We start from the raw sequence: 16,170 nt of genomic DNA, 5'->3' as shown, positions 1-16,170 counted from the left end.
CGCGCCGGGTGTCAGAGCCAAGGCGCATGGCCGGGGGCGTCGCCTAGACGATCCCCGCCCAGACCGACAGCAGGATCACGTAGAGCAGGGCGGACTGGACGTAGCCCGCCAGCGTGTATGCCCCGTCGCGGACCATCAGCCCGTACATGATCATCGCCACCGCACCGGCGCTGAAGCTGGTGAAGAAGGGCAGCAGTTCGAGCGGCGGCCAGCTGAGTGCCATAACCGAGCATGTCAGGTAGGCTATGAACCGCGCCGGGCCGCTGACGAGGATGCGCAGCCGGTTGTGGCTGTGGCGGTCCATCCAGCCTGCCGGTTTGCGCAGCCAGTCGATCCCTTTCTGCAGTCGCGCGGCCGACACCGCGCGCCGGCGCAGGAAGCCCGGCAGCCACAGGTGCTTGCGCCCGAACATGGCCTGCAGCGTGATCAGCAGAACGATCAGCCCGCCGATGGTGGGCGTGCCGGGAATGCCCGAGATCGGCGAGACGAGGACGACCGCAGGCACGAGGATCACGGCCGAGAACGACCGCCCGCCGATCTTGTCCAGCACGTTCTCGACGGAGACGCGCTTCTGCCCTTCGTCGGGGCTGATCGCGTCGAGGAGGGCGTTGAGGTTTTCCGGCGCGGGACGTTCCTGGGGCGTCATTTTCCGTGGCCGCCGTGTTGCGTCTCGGCGGCAAGCACGGCGCGCAGGCCCGACTTGTAGTCGGGATAGCGCAGGGTCACGCCCAGTTCTTCCCTGATGCGGCGGTTCGAGACGCGCTTGTTGTCGGCGTAGAAGCTGCGCGCCATCGGCGACATGTCGGCCTCCTCGAAGGGCACTTCGGGCGGCGGCGGCACGTCCAGGAGTTCGGCGGCATAGGCGATGACGTCCTGCGGCGGGGCCGGGTCGTCGTCGCACACATTGTAGGCCGCACCGGGGTTGGGCCGCGCTATGGAGGCGCGCAGCACCTGCGCGATGTCTTCGCCGTGGATGCGGGAGAACACCTGGTCGTCCTTGATGATGCGGCGGGCGGTGCCGTTGCGCACCTTCTCGAAGGGACCGCGGCCTGGGCCGTAGATGCCCGCCAGACGGAAGCTGTGGACCGGCAGGCCCGGGATGGCGCGCCATGCGGCCTCGGCCTCGATCCGCGCGCGGGCGCGGCGCGACTGCCCGTTGAGCGGCGAGCTCTCGTCGACCCAGTCGCCGTCGGCATTGCCGTAGACGCCGGTGGTGGAAAGGTAGCCGACCCATTCCAGGCGATCCGCAGCCTCGGCCAGTTCGGGACCGATGAGTTGCAGCGCCGGGTCGCCGTCGGCATCCGGGGCGGCGCTCATCAGCACATGGGTGGCCTCTGCCAGGGCGCGGGAGAGGGCTACGTGCTCCCACAGGATGGCCTCTACCCCTGTCGCTCTCAGCGAATCGAGCTTGTCGGCGGAGCGGGTGGTTCCGATCACGCGCCAGCCTTCGGCAAGGAGGTCCGTTGCAAGGAAGCGGGCCGAGAAGCCGTGGCCGAGGGAAAGCAGGGTCTTTGTCATGTGGCATAGGTGGCGTCGGCAGCGGAATTTGGCAAGTATTACAAAAATCCCTTTTCTGAACCCGTTTTGTAACATATATAGGAGGCACGGGTTTTGGAGGAGGCTTGTCATGTATTCGCAGGGACTGATCGGCGCGGACGGACGCACGGCGGAAACGCCGGAGGTGCTGGAGCGTTTCCAGGCGCGCATCGACGCCGAGGAAAAGATCGAACCGAACGACCCGATGCCCGAAGGCTACCGCCGCACTCTGGTGCGCCAGATCGGCCAGCACGCGCATTCCGAGATCGTCGGCATGCTGCCCGAGGGGAACTGGATCACGCGCGCGCCGTCGCTGAAGCGCAAGGCGGCGCTGCTGGCGAAGGTGCAGGACGAGGGCGGCCACGGTCTCTACCTCTATTCCGCCGCAGAGACGCTGGGCGTCACGCGGGAGCAGATGACCGAGGAGCTGCTGTCCGGCAAGGCGAAGTATTCCTCCATCTTCAACTACCCGACGCTGACCTGGGCCGATATCGGCATCATCGGCTGGCTCGTCGACGGTGCGGCGATCATGAACCAGATCCCGCTGTGCCGCTGTTCCTACGGGCCATACGCACGGGCGATGATCCGGGTGTGCAAGGAAGAATCCTTCCACCAGCGACAGGGTTACGAGATCGTCATGACGCTGGCACGCGGCACGGCGGAGCAGAAGGCGATGGTGCAGGACGCCCTGAACCGCTGGTGGTGGCCCTCGATCATGATGTTCGGCCCGCATGACGCGGACAGCCAGCATTCCGACCAGTCGATGGCCTGGAAGATCAAGCGCTTCACCAACGACGAGCTGCGCCAGAAATTCATCGACGCCACGGTGCCGCAGGGCGAGTACCTCGGCCTGACTTTCCCGGACCCGGACCTGAAATGGAACGAGGAAAAGGGCGGCTACGATCACGGACCGATCGACTGGGACGAGTTCTGGCGCGTCGTGAAGGGGCACGGGCCGATGGCGCGCGACCGGGTCGCGGCACGCAGGCAGGCGTGGGACGACGGTGCCTGGGTACGCGAGGCGGCCCTGGCGCATGCTGAGAAGCGCCGGTCGCGGAAGATGGCGGCGGAGTAAAGGTTTCGCCCCGGCTGCGCCGGGGCGACCTGCCGGGGGGCTCAGCCCCCCGGACCCCCGAAGGTATTTTCACCAAGATGAAGGAGACGGGGCATGTCCGGAGAGACGCCGCTTTGGGAAGTGTTCATTCGTCCGAGGAACGGGCTGAGCCACAAGCACGTGGGCTCGCTGCATGCCGCCGACGAGGTGATGGCGGTGCAGGCCGCGCGTGACGTCTATACGCGGCGCGGCGAGGGCACGTCGATCTGGGTGGTGCGCTCTGCCGATATCGTGGCGAGCGATCCGGCACAGGCGGGCGAGAACTTCGAGCCCACCGCCGAGAAGGTCTATCGCCACCCGACGTTCTACGAGATCCCCGACGAAGTGGGGCACATGTGATGGCGGGGACGCAGAGCCTGTTCAACGCGGTGCTGGAACTGGCGGACGATCACCTTGTCCTGGGGCATCGGCTGTCGGAGTGGTGCGGCCATGCGCCGATGCTGGAAGAGGACCTTGCCATGCCGAACATGGCGCTGGACCTGATCGGCACGGCGCGGACGCTCTACGATCATGCGGGCAAGCTGGAAGGGCGCGGACGCGACGAGAATGCGCTGGCCTACCTGCGCGGCGAGCGGGAGTATCGCAACCTTCTGCTGTGCGAGCGTCCGAACGGCGACTTCGCACACACGATGCTGCGGCAGCTCTACTTCGCCGCCTTCATGGAGCCGTACTGGCGCGCGGCGGCGGACTCCTCCGACACGGTGATTGCCGGGGTCGCGGGCAAGGCGGTCAAGGAAATGGCCTATCACATCCGCCACGCGGGCGAATGGGTGATCCGGCTGGGCGACGGGACCGAGGAAAGCGCGCGTCGCATGGCCGATGCGGTATCGGCGCTGCACATCTACACCGGCGAGCTTTTCGAGCAGGGCGCGGCCGAATGGCAGGCAGCTTTGCCGTCCCGCGCCGCCGTGCGTCCGGCCTGGGAGGCGGTGATCGGCGAGGTGTTCTCGCAGGCGGGTCTGAGCGCGCCTGAGGTCACTTATCCGCAGACCGGCGGGCGGCGCGGCGTGCATGGCGAGGCGCTTGGGCACATGCTGGCGGAGATGCATTCCGTGCACCGGGCGCATCCCGGGGCGGTCTGGTGACGGCAGAGGCCACCGATACCCTCGCGGACCGGGCCTGGGAGGCCGCCGCGGCGGTGCCCGATCCGGAAGTGCCCTGCGTGACGGTGGCCGATCTGGGCATCCTGCGGTGGGTGCGGATGGAGGAAGAAGTCGCCGTGGCCGGGGTCACGCCGACCTATTCCGGGTGCCCCGCCGTGCTGGCCATTGAACTGGCGATCGAGGCGGCGCTGCGGTCCGCCGGGTTCGAGGCGCGGATCGAGCGGCTGATGGCCCCGGCGTGGACGACCGACTGGATCACGCCCGAGGGTCGCGAGAAGCTGCGCGCCTACGGCATCGCGCCGCCGGTTTCGGGGCAGGGGAAGGGCGCGCTCTTTGCCGCGCCCGAGGTGGCCTGCCCGCGCTGCGGGGCCGCCGACACCGAGCGGCTGTCCGAGTTCGGTTCGACCGCGTGCAAGGCGCATTACCGTTGCCGCGCCTGCGGCGAGCCCTTCGACTACTTCAAATGCATCTGAGGTTTCCATGTTCCACGATCTGACCGTCAGCAACGTCCGTCCCGAAGGCGACTCCGCCGTGGCGTTGACCTTCGACATTCCCGGCGCCGCGGCAGAGACCTTCCGGTTCGTCCCGGGGCAGTACCTGACCTTGCGCGCCGACGTGGAGGGCGCCGATCTGCGCAGGTCGTATTCGATTGCCGAGGGCGCGGCGGGCCGGCTTTGTGTCGGTGTGCGCGAAGTCCCGGGCGGGGTGTTTTCGACCTTCGCGCAGAGCGTGAAGGCCGGGGACGTGCTGCGGGTGATGGCGCCGGAGGGCCGCTTTGTCTGGCGCGGGGAGAAGCGGGTGGTGCTGATCGCGGCCGGGTCCGGAATAACGCCGATGCTGTCGATCGCCTCGGCCGTTCTGGAGGCCGGGGGTGAGGTGGCGCTGATCTACGGCAACCGCTCGACCGGGACGATCATGTTCCGGGGGGCGCTGGAGGACCTCAAGGACCGCTACGTGGAGCGTTTCACCCTGATGCACGTCCTCAGCCGAGAACCGCAGGACGTCGCGCTGCTGAATGGCCGTGTGACTGGCGAGAAGGTCGTTGCGCTGGCGCGTGCGGGCGCTGTCGACCTTGCCGGAGCGGAGGGGGTGTTCCTCTGCGGACCGGGGGCGATGATCGAGGACGTCAGCACCGCGCTCGAGGGGATCGTCGACCGAGACAAGATCCATTTCGAAAGGTTCTACACCGAAGGCGAAGCGCCCCGTCCGGCCCGCAGCGCCGAGGCAGAGGCCGCGGCGGCGCAGGGCGTTGCCGTCGAGGTCGTGCTGGACGGCGTGCGGCGCGGGTTCAGTGTCGGCAGCGAAGACGACAACGTGGTGGATGCGGCGGCGCGTGCCGGTCTCGAACTGCCGTTTTCCTGCAAGGGCGGCATGTGCTGTACCTGCCGCTGCAAGGTGGTCGAGGGCAGTGCCGAGATGGCGGTCAACTACTCGCTGGAGCCGTGGGAAACAGAGGCCGGATTCACGCTTGCCTGCCAGGCGCGGCCGACGTCGGACCGGCTCGTTCTGGACTTCGACGCGGCCTGATCGGGGCAAGGGGGGGCGAACCCGCGCGTGCCGCGCGGAACCCCCACCCTACACCCCGTGGGCGAGCCTTTGCCGATCCCGGCACGAGGGACTCGCCTGACACGGGCCACGCGGCGTATGAAATCTCCGTTCACGGAGAGACTCATGCTGCCACGCCTTACGTTGATCCTCATGCTGGCCCTGACCGCGGCATGCTCCGCCCCCAAGCCGGAGCCCGTCGTCAAGCCCGCCGATGCGCTGCCGCTGTTCCCCAACGAGACGCCCGAGCTGCGCGATGCCATCAACAAGTGGTCTGACCATTACGGTCTGCCGCGCCCGCTGGTGCACCGCCTCGCGATCCGCGAGAGCACGCACAATCCCAAGGCCCGCAACGGCCCCTACTGGGGCCTCTTCCAGATCCTGCCCGCCACCGCGCGCACGATGGGGTTCCGCGGCTCGGACTCCGATCTTCTGGATGCGGAGACGAACCTCCAGTACGCGCTGAAGTACCTGAAGGGCGCCTACATGGTCGCCGACGGCGACTGGGACGACTCGATCATGTGGTACGCCAAGGGCTACTACTACGAGGCCAAGCGCAAAGGCCTGCTGGTCGAAACCGGGTTGCGGTCGAACTGATCCGGCAAGGCGCCTATTGCGGCGTGCTGTCGGGTGCGGTTTCGCCCCGGCATGCCCCGCAATTGCCGAACGGTCCGGATTCCGGCTAGACTGTTGCCATGGCACAGGATCTCGAAGCGGCCTACGGGCTGGATACCCCCGACGACAACATCGCGCTCTACCGTGACTGGGCGCGGACCTACGACGCCGCGTTTGCCGAAGAGATGGACTACGTCCTGCCGATGCACGTCGCCGAGGCCTATCGCGACGGCGGCGGGACAGGCCCGGTGATCGACCTGGGGGCCGGCACGGGTCTGTGTGGCGCGGCATTGCGGACGCTGGGGATCGGCCCGGTCACCGCAACCGATCTGTCCGAAGAGATGCTGCAGGTCGCCGAGGGGAAGGGCATCTACGACCGGCTCTTCACCGGCAACCTGCTGGATCGCCTGCCAGTCGGGGGCGGCGCCTTTGCCGGGGCGGTGAGTTCCGGCACCTTCACCCATGGCCATGTCGGGCCGGAGGCACTGCCCGAGGTCTTGCGCGTGATCCGTCCGGGCGGGATCGCGGTGATTTCCGTCAATGCCGCGCATTGGTCCGACAAGGGGTATGACGCGGCGATTGCGGCGCTTGAAGGGGTGGAGGCCACGTGGAAAGAGGTGCCGATCTACGGGGCCGCGTCCAAGGGAGCGCACGCAAAGGACCTCAGCCGCATCCTGACTCTTAAGCGCTCCGTGGGGTAGGGCGGGGCTTTGCGCCGCCGCCCTTCCGTATCGCAGGGGCCGCGGTCAGGCCGCGTAGTCGGACCCTTCGTCGTCGAGGATCGCTTTCAGCTCGGCCAGGTGCCGGATGTCCTGTTCCGGGTAGGTCTCGATCTCGTGGGCCGTCTTCTCGGCGACCTCGTCCGAGAGGAAGTCCAGTTCCATTCCGGTCTGCAGCGCCGTGATGTAGGTCTGCGCGGCGCGCTCGAAGTAGTAAAGCCGGTTCCAGGTCTCGGCCACGGTGTCGCCGATCACCATCACGCCGTGGTTTCCCATCACCAGCGTCTTCACCTTCGGGTCCTGCAAGAGCTGAGCGCAACGTTCGCCTTCCTCTTCGAAGGCCAGCCCACCATAGGCATCGTCGATGGCGACACGGTTGAAGAACATCGCGCAGTTCTGATCGAGCGGCGGCAGGCGCTTGTCCTTCAGGCAGGCCAGCACCGTCGCATGGACCGAATGCACGTGCATGGCGCAGCGGGCGTGCGGGCAGTGGCGGTGCAGGGCGCCGTGCAGGCCCCAGGCGGTCGGATCGGGCGCGCCGGGGCGGTCCAGCGTGGCAGGGTCGTTTGCGTCCACCAGCAGCAGATCGGACGCGCGCACGCGCGAGAAATGCATCTGGTTGGGGTTCATCAGGAACTTCGACCCGTCGTCGTTGACCGCCAGCGAGAAGTGATTGGCGACGGCTTCGTGCATGTTCAGGCGGACGGTCCACCGGAAGGCAGCGGCCAGGTCGACACGCTCCTGCCAGTAATCAAGGTTCGGTCGGGTTTGTGGTGCGTTCATCGGGGCCTCCTTTTTGTTGGCGCCATTGCACGCACACGGGCCTCCGATGTCAATCCGACAGCAGGTGCAAAAGGCGGCATTCGCTGCGGCGCAGGCCTCGCACATCCGGCGCCGCCGACAGGTCGCGCGGGTCTTCGGCGAGGGCAATCACCCTGGGGTGGATATAGGAGGAGCGGGCAATGGCCGGCGTGTTGTGCAGACGGTCGGCCGCCGCCTCGGCCATCCTCTTGATCGTGGGCTTGTCCGCCTGCTCGGCAGCCTCAAGCGCGGCAACAGTGCCGTTCCAGGTGCGGAACGTCTTGGCGGTCAGGCCCTCGGTGCCGGTGACCTCCTCGAGCCAGGCGTTGACCTCGCCTGAGCTGACCGCGTGACGCGCGCCGTCGTCGTCGATCCACTTGATGAGTTCGGGACCGGGCAGGTCGCCCATGCGCGTCAGGATGCGGTTCAGCGTCCGGTCCTGCAGCGACTTGTCCACCCGCTTGCCCCCTTTCGCGGCAAAGCGGAACCGCAGCCCGTCGCCGTCGAGCGCCACATGCCGCCGCTTCAGCGTGGTGGCGCCATAGGTCCGGTTTTCGCGGGCATAGTCCGCCGTGCCGATCCTGAGGGAGGCGCGGTCCAGCAGGGCCAGAATGGCGGCGAGGGCAAAGGCATGATCGCCGACCTCACCCTGCCGCAGCGTTCGCCGGATACGCCGCCTCAGGCCGGGCAGGATCTCTCCGAAGGTGCGCAGATGGTCGTACTTCTGGGCATCGCGCCACGACCGCCAGTCAGGGTGGTAGCGGTACTGCTTGCGGCTGCGGGCGTCGCGGCCCGTCGCTTGCAGGTGCCCGTCCGGCAGCGGGCAGATCCACACGTCCTCATAGGCGGGCGGCACCGCCAGCGCCTTGATCCGGGCGCGTTCCGTGGTGTCGTCGATGCGCGTGCCGTCCGGCGCAAGATAGGAAAAACCGCGTCCGCACCGCAGCCGGCGTATGCCGGGGCGAGAGTCTGGGTAGTAGGTGAGGGACAATGTGGCGAGCATGTCCCGAAAACCCGCGAAGGGCCGCTCCGGTTCCCGTCAGTCCAGCGGCCGCGACGGCACCCAGGCGTAGCCGTCCGGGCAAAGCATGTACGCCTCGCGCAGGCCGTGCGGCTTGTCGGTTGGCGGTTGCAGCACGTGGAAGCCATGCGCCTCTGCGCGGGCTGTGGCTTCGTCCGGGTCCGTCCCGAACAGCCGCAGTTCCAGACCGGCCCCGCGCGGCGGCTGCTCGGGCAGGAGCGACAGCAGCGGATTGGCATGGTATGTGCCGTCGGAATGCAACTGGAACACTTGCGGCCCGTACAGCAGGATGGCGAAGTCGTCGCTGATCCGGTGCGCCGTCATGCCGAACACGGCGGACAGCCGGACCGCCTGATTCCGCACGTCGCGTACCAGCAGGTTGACGCCGAACCCGCGCAACGCCTGGCCGAAATCCTCCGGCTGGACGGTCTCCAGGTTCATTCCCTCGATCATGTCAGTCCTCCTGACCCTTTCGGCAGGTTGCACCCGCTGGAACAAGCTGTCAACGTTCCGGGCAAGACAGCAAGGAACACGCGATGCAAGACACCATGGAGCCGTTCGACGTGATGACCCCGGACCTGCCGGAGCCGGAACTTTTCGACGATGCGCGCGCCGCGGTGGACCGGCTTTGCGAGCTTTACGAGGCGTCGGCAGGCTTCCTGCGGGACCGTTTCCTCCAGGCGATGGTCGAGGGGCATCCCGGCAGACGGCTCCGCGCCTACTATCCTGAGGTCCGTTTCACCACGGCCAGCTTCGCCAAGGTCGACAGCCGGCTTTCGTTCGGTCACGTGGCGACGCCGGGCACCTTCGCGACCACTGTGACCCGGCCCTACATGTTCCGCCACTACCTCAGGCAGCAGATCGGGTTGCTGCTGGCGAACCACGGGGTGAAGGTGCAGGTCGGTGCGTCGGACGTTCCGATGCCGGTGCATTTCGCGGTCGCCAACTATCCGGACGTGACCGTCCCGCAGGAAGGCGCCGCCGATTTCGTCCTGCGCGATGTCTTTGACGTGCCGGACCTGACGACGACCAACGATGACATCGTGAACGGGGTGGCGGTGACCCTGCCGGGAGAGGCGGCGCCGCTGGCGCCCTTCACGGCGCAGCGTGTCGACTATTCGCTGGCCCGGCTGGCGCATTACACGGCGACCGACCCGGCGCATTTCCAGAACCATGTGCTGTTCACCAACTACCAGTTCTATGTGTCGGAGTTCGAGGCCTACGCCCGCGCGATGCTGGCCGACGAGGCGTCGGGCTACACCAGCTTCGTGAGCACCGACAACGTCGAGATATCGGACCCCGACGCGCAGATCCCCGTGCCGCTGCGGATGCCGCAGATGCCGACCTATCACCTCAAGCGCCCGGATGGCTCCGGCATCACGCTGGTCAACATCGGTGTCGGCCCGTCGAACGCCAAGACCGCCACCGACCACATCGCGGTGCTGCGCCCCCATGCCTGGCTGATGGTCGGGCATTGTGCGGGGCTGCGGAACTCTCAGTCGCTGGGGGATTTCGTGCTGGCGCACGGCTACCTGCGCGAGGACAAGGTGCTGGACGACGACCTGCCGGTCTGGGTGCCGATCCCGGCGCTGGCCGAGATCCAGGTCGCGCTGGAAGATGCCGTCGCGGCCGAGACGCAGCTTTCGGGCTACGACCTGAAGCGGATCATGCGGACGGGAACGGTGGCGACGGTCGACAACCGCAACTGGGAACTGCGGGAGCACACCGGCCCGGTCCAGCGCCTGTCCCAGTCGCGCGCGGTGGCCCTGGACATGGAATCCGCGACGATTGCCGCCAACGGCTTCCGCTTCCGGGTGCCTTACGGCACGCTGCTGTGCGTGTCCGACAAGCCGCTGCATGGCGAGCTGAAGCTGCCCGGCATGGCCTCCGACTTCTACAAGACGCAGGTGGCACGGCATCTGAGAATCGGTATACGGGCCATGGAATCACTGCGCGATATGCCTCTGGAACGCATCCACAGCCGCAAATTGCGCAGCTTTGAAGAGACTGCATTCCTCTGAAATGGCGGGAACCGGCAGTTGACCCGGCGGAAATAGGCACAAAATGCACAATATTGGCTGGGGCTGAGCCACGAATTATTGTGTTTCCCGGCCATATCCGGTTTTAATGCCGCGCAGAGGCCCAAGGGATTTTGGGCAGTGAAGGAGCGCTCATGCAGACAGGCGGTGGCGCACTAAAAGGAGACCATGAAATGGCGAAGCCGATGACAAAGACCCAGCTTGTGGCTGCACTGGCAGAGAAGATGGACGCGGACAAGAAGACCGCGAACGCTGCTCTGGACAGCCTCGTGGAAATCATCACCTCTGAAGTGGCTGGCGGCGGTGCCGTGACCCTTCCCGGCGTGGGCAAGATCTATTGCCGCGAGCGTCCGGAGCGCATGGTTCGCAACCCCGCGACCGGCGAGCAATTCAAGAAAGAAGCCGACAAGCAGGTCAAGATGACCATTGCGAAGGCTCTGAAAGACAGCGTCAACGCCTGATCGCTTTTGCGGATCGGACGACCGCCCGGCGGAGCCGATCAAGGTGACAGCGTTTCGCGGGGCAGACAATTGCCGCGCAGATTCCAAGAGGGTCGTCCCATCGGGCGGCCCTTCGTCGTTTTCGGTGGCGGTCAATAGCCGCCGATGGCCGGGCGCTCCTTCCATTCGTATTTGTCGCCTCCGCTTTCCGGCGGCGTGAGGTCCAGCATGGACGCGCGTTCGTAAACCACCTGCGTCGGTACGTTGAGTACGTCGGCCACGGCCTGTGCGCGCCCTTCGTACCAGAGATTGCGGAACGCCTCGTCCGGCATCAGAAGGATGTAAGCGAAGCGGCGCGCCTCCAGTTGGGCGGCGGGGTCCTTTGGCCGGTGCAGCGCCTGTATCCCGCAGCCGGGGTGCTTTTCCCGGGTGACCGGCACATGCAGGATCCAGTGGCCGATCCCGATGGCGGCAGCCACGCGGTCGTTCTTCGGTCGCCCGTTTTTCGGCAGCCAGATCACCGCCCGCTTGTGCAGGGGGACGTCCAGCATCATCTCGTGCGGCGGGCTGGAGTATTCGATGTCCACGTTCAGCGCCCGGCACAGCCCGTCGAGCGGCCCTTCCTTCAGGCCGACGCCCGGGTGGTTCGCCAGAAGGTCGCTGATCGTCGCCTCCATCTCTTCCTGTGAGACGTTGGTGGCGAGGGGTTCCACATAGGGATAATCTGGGTAACGGGCAGGCATGCGGACGCTCCATGTTTGTGGATGCGCACAGTCATGCCATGGAACAGGTTGACCATTCCTCAACCCCCGGCGCATTCCGCCGGAAAATATCCGCAATACATGGCAAAGCCCGGCGGTCCGGCCGGTCAGACCTCGGACAGGCGGACCTTCTGGCGTCCCTCGCCATCGAAATTCTCCGCAGATAGCCAGCGGTCGAAACGAGCGGCGAGCGCTGGCCATTCGGTGTCGATGATGGAGAACCACGCCGTGTCGCGGTTGCGGCCCTTGTAGATCGTGGCCTGCCGGAAGGTGCCCTCGTAGGTGAAACCCAGCCGTTCCGCGGCACACATGGACGGGGCGTTCAGCGCGTCGCATTTCCATTCGTAGCGACGGTATCCCAGCGTATCGAAGGCGTGACGCATGAGGAGGACCATCGCTTCCGTTGCCAATGCCGTGCGCTGCAGGCGTGGGGCGAAGTGGATGAAGCCAACCTCGACCGAGCCGACTGCAGGGTCGATCCTGAGGAGGGAGCAGAAGCCCGATGCTGTGCCATCCGCATCCTCGACCGTGTAGAACTGCGGATCGGCAGAGCCCTGCGCGGTGCGGCACCAGCGGGCGGCGGCCTCCTCAGTGTCCCAGGGCTCGATCGGCAGGTAGGTCCATCCGGTGCCCGCCGCGTCTGACGCAAAGGCGGCGAAGAGCCCGGGCGCGTGTTCCTCGCGCAGGGGCACCAAGCGCCCGAACCGCCCGTCCAGCGCCACATGCGGCGGACGGGGGCGCGGGAACCTCGCCGCCACGGGCGCGCCTATCGGCTGCCCGTGGTCGTTCGTCCGGGTCATGCGAAGATGCGACCCAGTGCACCGTCCACGGCAGAGACGATCTCGTCGATGTCGTCCTTCGTCGCGATCAGCGCGGGCGAGAAACACAGCGTGTTGTTGCGCCCCGGGACGGACCGGTTGGTCGCGCCGATGATGACGCCCTGCGCCATGCAGTCCGCAACGACGGCCTGCACCTGCGTCTCCGGTACGACCTCTTTCGACTGGCGGTCGGTCACCAGTTCGGCGCCGAGGAACAGACCCTTGCCGCGCACGTCGCCGATGACCTTGTGCCGGTCGGCCAGCGCGCTGAGCTGGTCCAGCATGTAGTCGCCCATCGCCGTGGTGTTCCCGAGCAGGTCCTCTTCCTCGATGATCGCCATGTTCTCGATCGCGGCCGCGGGACCCGCCGTGCAGCCCCCGAAGGTGGAGATATCGCGGAAGTAGTTCATCGGATCGGTGGCATCGTCCTTGAACATCTCGAAGACGCGCTCTGTCGTGACCATGCAGGCGATGGCGGCATAGCCGGAGGCCACGCCTTTCGCCATGGTGACGAAGTCAGGCTCGATCCCGTAGTGCTGGTAGCCGAACCAGGTACCGGTCCGACCCACGCCGCAGACCACCTCGTCGATGTGCAGCAGCACCTCGTACTTGCGGCAGATCTCCTGCACTTTCTGCCAGTAGCCGTCCGGCGGGGCGATCACACCGCCGCCCGCGGTCACCGGCTCGAGGCACAGACCGCCCACGGTGTCCGGACCCTCGGCGAGGATGACCTTTTCGATTTGCTCGGCGGCCCAGACGCCGTAGTTCTCGACCGGTGCGCCGTCCTGCTCGTGCTTGCGGTACTCAAGGCAATGTGGAACGCGGACGAAGCCGGGGGTGAAGGGGCCGTACTGCGCGTTGCGCTCGTCCTGACCGCCCGCCGAGAGGCAGCCGATGGTGGTGCCGTGGTAGTCGCGGTCGCGGTACAGGATCTTGTGCTTCTTGCCGCCGTACCGCTTGTGCGCGATCTGGCGGATCATCTTGAAGGCCTTCTCGTTCGCCTCCGAACCGGAATTCGTGTAGTAGACGCGGGTCATGCCCGGCATCTTCTCGATCAGCTTCTCGGCGAAGAGCGCGCCGGGCACAGACCCGGAGGCGCCGGCAAAGTAGTTCAGGCGCATGAGCTGGTCATATACGGCCTTGGCGATCCGCTCGCGGCCGTAGCCGACGTTGACCGTCCAGACACCGCCGGAGACCGCATCGAGGTGCTCCTTGCCCGCCTGGTTCCAGACGCGCATACCCTTGCCCTCGATGATGATGTTGGGGTCCTTCGTCTCGAAGGCCTTGTGCTGAACGAGGTGGTGCCAGACGTGGGCCTTGTCTGCATCCACCACGTGGGAGAGATCATTCTGGGAGTAGGTGCCGTCCATCATTGCGAGAGACTCCTTTAAAGGCGGGGTTTGGTCCAGTTGGCCGGATTTTTGAGCGGCTTATAGGGCCAGTTGGTTCGCTCATATAGTGCCAGATTGTCGCTTACCGGTCGCGTGTCGATTCGATTTCTCATGAATCTCAGTCGGTTGCCAGATTTTATCGGTGCCATTGACGGTGCGAAACACCTGCCGGTTGCAGCGGCTGTCCGAAAAATCGTTGATCGGATGCCTGTTTGCTGGTCGGATCGGACGCGGCGTCCGAAGCGAGGCGCCCGCGGGTCCGACCCGCGAAAAGCCCCCGCAAGCACGGGGACAACACGGGAGATGTATTGATGAAAAAGACCCTTCTGGGCGCCGTGGCAGGGATGGCCGTCATGGCCGGGATGGCGCAGGCCCAAGAGATTACAGTCGGTTACTTCCTCGAATGGCCGATGCCCTTCCAGTACGCCAAGGCCGAAGGCATGTACGAAGAGGCGATGGGCGTCGACATCAACTGGGTCAGCTTTGACACCGGCACCGCGATGAGCGCCGCAATGGCATCCGGCGACGTACACCTGTCCGTCAGCCAAGGGGTGCCGCCCTTCGTGGTCGCTGTCTCTGCCGGGCAGGATCTGCAGATCCTCGACGTCGCGGTGTCCTATGCCGACAACGACAACTGCGTCGTGGCCGAGGCGCTGGAGATCGACAAGGACTCTGCCGGCGAACTGGCCGGCAAGAAGGTCGCCGTCCCGCTGGGCACCGCCGCACACTATGGTTTCCTCAAGCAGATGAACCACTTCGGCGTCGATATCTCGTCCATGGAAGTGGTCGACATGGCGCCGCCGGACGGGGCCGCGGCCATCGCGCAGGGCTCTGTCGACATGGCCTGCGGCTGGGGCGGCTCGCTGCGCCGCATGAAGGAGCACGGCAACGTGCTGCTGACCGGCGCGGAGAAGGAAGATCTGGGCATTCTCGTCTTCGACGTGACCTCCGGCCCGGCGGGCTGGGTGGCCGAGAACTCCGACATCGTGTCGCAATTCCTGGCCGTGACCGCCGAGGCGAACGCCATGTGGGCGGACGAGGCCAACCACGAGAAGATGCTGCCGGTCATCGCCAAGGACGCGGGCATGGACGAGGACGCCACCATGGCGACCATCTCCACCTTCGTCTTCCCGACGGTCGAGGACCAGCTGACCGAGAAGTGGCTGGGCGGCGGCGCGCAGGAGTTCATGAAGGGCGTGGCCGACGTCTTCGTCGAGGCGGGCTCCATCGACGCGGCGCTCGACAGCTACGCGGAGAACGTGAACACCGGTCCGCTCGAGGCGGCGAACGGCATGTAAGACGCAGGCCGCGGCGGTTTCCCTGTCGCGGCACCGCGGGGACGGGGGCGGTGGTTTTCTCAACAACCGCCCCCGACCCGCCATTCTGGGCCAGAACTCCGGACTTCAAAAAGGAGGCGGCATGAGCGGTCTCGCCATCGAAAACCTGTCCATGCGCTTCGACCTGCCCAACGGCAGTTCCGTGCAGGCGCTGAAGGATGTGTCGCTTGCCCTTGCCCCCGGAGAGCTGCTGAGCGTCCTCGGCCCCTCGGGCTGCGGCAAGACCACGCTTCTGAACATCGTCGCCGGGTTCCTCGCGCCGACCGAGGGGCAGGTCGTGATGAACGGCCACCGGGTGCGCGGACCCGACCGCGAACGCGGCATGGTCTTCCAGCAGGGCGCGCTATTCGAGTGGATGAGCGTCCGGGAAAACGTCTCGTTCGGCCCCCGCATGGCGGGGAAGCGCGAGCGTGACTGGGCACAGACCGTCGATCACCTGCTGGAGGTCGTGGGCCTGAAGGACTTCAAGGAAAAGGCCGTCTACGAGCTGTCGGGCGGTATGCAGCAGCGCGTGGCCCTCGCCCGCTGCCTTGCGAACGAGCCCGACGTCATCCTGATGGACGAACCGCTGGGCGCGCTGGATGCGCTGACCCGCGAAAAGATGCAGGGGCTGGTGCTGAAACTCTGGAAAGAGACCGGCAAGACCATCATCCTCATCACCCACTCGGTCGAAGAGGCGCTCTTGCTGGGCGAGCGCCTGCTGGTCATGGCGCCGCGCCCGGGCCGCATCCACCGCGAATACCGGCTGCCGTTTGCCGACATGGGCGTGAACGCCGACCTGCGCGAGGTCAAGAAGCACCCCGACTTCGGCCAGAAACGCGAGGAGATCCTCAGCATGATCTGGGACATGGAAGAGGAAATCATGGGACGATCGGAGGCGGCGGAATGAGCGTTCTCATGGCGGGCGGGCGCCACGGATCCGTAGCGCAT

Annotated in this window: 19 protein-coding genes; 11 read left to right on the top strand and 8 right to left on the bottom strand. The window is 66.3% G+C overall.

Features of this window, described 5'->3' with window-relative positions; translation table 11 throughout:
* Nucleotides 1-43 precede the first annotated feature (43 nt).
* Nucleotides 44-646, bottom strand: coding sequence for an exopolysaccharide biosynthesis protein (locus CDO87_RS04605; RefSeq protein WP_100927682.1), 603 nt, complete (start codon nucleotides 644-646; stop codon nucleotides 44-46).
* On the bottom strand, nucleotides 643-1,518 hold the full coding sequence (locus tag CDO87_RS04600) for an SDR family oxidoreductase (protein WP_100927681.1): 876 nt from the start codon (nucleotides 1,516-1,518) through the stop codon (nucleotides 643-645). The genes CDO87_RS04605 and CDO87_RS04600 overlap by 4 nt, the downstream gene beginning before the upstream one ends.
* A gap of 109 nt (nucleotides 1,519-1,627) precedes the next feature.
* Here CDO87_RS04600 and paaA point away from each other — a divergent pair, with 109 nt between their 5' ends.
* The 7 genes from paaA to CDO87_RS04565 all read left to right on the top strand — a co-directional run bounded on the left by paaA (nucleotide 1,628) and on the right by CDO87_RS04565 (nucleotide 6,614).
* Nucleotides 1,628-2,611: a 1,2-phenylacetyl-CoA epoxidase subunit PaaA gene (paaA, locus tag CDO87_RS04595; RefSeq protein WP_100927680.1), complete on the top strand. Its 984-nt coding sequence runs from the start codon at nucleotides 1,628-1,630 to the stop codon at nucleotides 2,609-2,611.
* 93 nt (nucleotides 2,612-2,704) lie between these two features.
* Complete coding sequence (gene paaB, locus CDO87_RS04590) at nucleotides 2,705-2,989, top strand: 1,2-phenylacetyl-CoA epoxidase subunit PaaB (protein ID WP_100927679.1); 285 nt, start codon at nucleotides 2,705-2,707, stop codon at nucleotides 2,987-2,989.
* A complete protein-coding gene (paaC, locus tag CDO87_RS04585) occupies nucleotides 2,989-3,735 on the top strand; it encodes a 1,2-phenylacetyl-CoA epoxidase subunit PaaC (RefSeq protein ID WP_100927678.1) in 747 nt (248 codons plus the stop codon). The genes paaB and paaC overlap by 1 nt, the downstream gene beginning before the upstream one ends.
* Nucleotides 3,732-4,226, top strand: a complete 495-nt coding sequence (paaD, locus tag CDO87_RS04580; RefSeq protein ID WP_198521817.1) for a 1,2-phenylacetyl-CoA epoxidase subunit PaaD — start codon at nucleotides 3,732-3,734, stop codon at nucleotides 4,224-4,226. The genes paaC and paaD overlap by 4 nt, the downstream gene beginning before the upstream one ends.
* 7 nt (nucleotides 4,227-4,233) lie before the next feature.
* Nucleotides 4,234-5,280, top strand: coding sequence for a 2Fe-2S iron-sulfur cluster-binding protein (locus tag CDO87_RS04575; RefSeq protein WP_100927676.1), 1,047 nt, complete (start codon nucleotides 4,234-4,236; stop codon nucleotides 5,278-5,280).
* 144 nt (nucleotides 5,281-5,424) lie between these two features.
* Complete coding sequence (locus CDO87_RS04570; protein WP_100927675.1) at nucleotides 5,425-5,895, top strand: transglycosylase SLT domain-containing protein; 471 nt, start codon at nucleotides 5,425-5,427, stop codon at nucleotides 5,893-5,895.
* 98 nt (nucleotides 5,896-5,993) lie between these two features.
* Nucleotides 5,994-6,614 (top strand): class I SAM-dependent methyltransferase, encoded by a 621-nt coding sequence (locus tag CDO87_RS04565; protein ID WP_100927674.1) that lies wholly within the window; start codon nucleotides 5,994-5,996, stop codon nucleotides 6,612-6,614.
* A gap of 45 nt (nucleotides 6,615-6,659) precedes the next feature.
* Here CDO87_RS04565 and CDO87_RS04560 read toward each other — a convergent pair whose 3' ends face one another.
* From CDO87_RS04560 to CDO87_RS04550, 3 genes are read right to left on the bottom strand one after another with little or no spacing between them, the layout of a single operon-like run.
* Complete coding sequence (locus tag CDO87_RS04560) at nucleotides 6,660-7,415, bottom strand: class II aldolase and adducin N-terminal domain-containing protein (RefSeq protein ID WP_100927673.1); 756 nt, start codon at nucleotides 7,413-7,415, stop codon at nucleotides 6,660-6,662.
* Nucleotides 7,416-7,464: 49 nt separating this feature from the next.
* Nucleotides 7,465-8,436 carry a DNA topoisomerase IB gene (locus CDO87_RS04555; protein ID WP_100927672.1) on the bottom strand — a complete coding sequence of 324 codons (972 nt, stop codon included), beginning with the start codon at nucleotides 8,434-8,436 and terminating at the stop codon, nucleotides 7,465-7,467.
* Between the two features lie 36 nt (nucleotides 8,437-8,472).
* A complete protein-coding gene (locus CDO87_RS04550) occupies nucleotides 8,473-8,907 on the bottom strand; it encodes a VOC family protein (RefSeq protein WP_404944745.1) in 435 nt (144 codons plus the stop codon).
* A gap of 83 nt (nucleotides 8,908-8,990) precedes the next feature.
* Between CDO87_RS04550 and CDO87_RS04545 the strand changes: the two genes are divergently transcribed.
* The gene (locus CDO87_RS04545; RefSeq protein WP_100927671.1) at nucleotides 8,991-10,475 is read left to right on the top strand and encodes an AMP nucleosidase; all 1,485 of its coding nucleotides are present in this window, start codon (nucleotides 8,991-8,993) and stop codon (nucleotides 10,473-10,475) included.
* Between the two features lie 191 nt (nucleotides 10,476-10,666).
* Nucleotides 10,667-10,954, top strand: a complete 288-nt coding sequence (locus tag CDO87_RS04540) for an HU family DNA-binding protein (protein WP_100927670.1) — start codon at nucleotides 10,667-10,669, stop codon at nucleotides 10,952-10,954.
* Between the two features lie 131 nt (nucleotides 10,955-11,085).
* On the opposite strand, the gene CDO87_RS04535 is transcribed toward CDO87_RS04540, so the two are convergent.
* The 3 genes from CDO87_RS04535 to CDO87_RS04525 all read right to left on the bottom strand — a co-directional run bounded on the left by CDO87_RS04535 (nucleotide 11,086) and on the right by CDO87_RS04525 (nucleotide 13,882).
* Entirely contained in the window at nucleotides 11,086-11,676 is a 591-nt protein-coding gene (locus CDO87_RS04535) for an ImmA/IrrE family metallo-endopeptidase (protein ID WP_157814919.1), read from the bottom strand.
* 125 nt (nucleotides 11,677-11,801) lie between these two features.
* Nucleotides 11,802-12,494 (bottom strand): GNAT family N-acetyltransferase, encoded by a 693-nt coding sequence (locus CDO87_RS04530; protein ID WP_100927668.1) that lies wholly within the window; start codon nucleotides 12,492-12,494, stop codon nucleotides 11,802-11,804.
* On the bottom strand, nucleotides 12,491-13,882 hold the full coding sequence (locus tag CDO87_RS04525; RefSeq protein ID WP_100930834.1) for an aspartate aminotransferase family protein: 1,392 nt from the start codon (nucleotides 13,880-13,882) through the stop codon (nucleotides 12,491-12,493). The genes CDO87_RS04530 and CDO87_RS04525 overlap by 4 nt, the downstream gene beginning before the upstream one ends.
* 332 nt (nucleotides 13,883-14,214) lie before the next feature.
* On the opposite strand from CDO87_RS04525, the gene CDO87_RS04520 reads away from it, so the two are divergent.
* Together CDO87_RS04520 and CDO87_RS04515 are read left to right on the top strand one after the other, a co-directional pair.
* Nucleotides 14,215-15,201 carry an ABC transporter substrate-binding protein gene (locus CDO87_RS04520; protein WP_100927667.1) on the top strand — a complete coding sequence of 329 codons (987 nt, stop codon included), beginning with the start codon at nucleotides 14,215-14,217 and terminating at the stop codon, nucleotides 15,199-15,201.
* Nucleotides 15,202-15,322: 121 nt separating this feature from the next.
* On the top strand, nucleotides 15,323-16,129 hold the full coding sequence (locus tag CDO87_RS04515) for an ABC transporter ATP-binding protein (protein WP_100927666.1): 807 nt from the start codon (nucleotides 15,323-15,325) through the stop codon (nucleotides 16,127-16,129).
* Nucleotides 16,130-16,170: the final 41 nt, after the last annotated feature.

Origin of the sequence: Sagittula sp. P11 (assembly GCF_002814095.1) — a bacterium.
Classification (GTDB): domain Bacteria; phylum Pseudomonadota; class Alphaproteobacteria; order Rhodobacterales; family Rhodobacteraceae; genus Sagittula.
The sequence above is the reverse complement of the archived record's forward strand: the minus strand, read 5'-3'. Positions and strand labels throughout refer to the sequence as shown.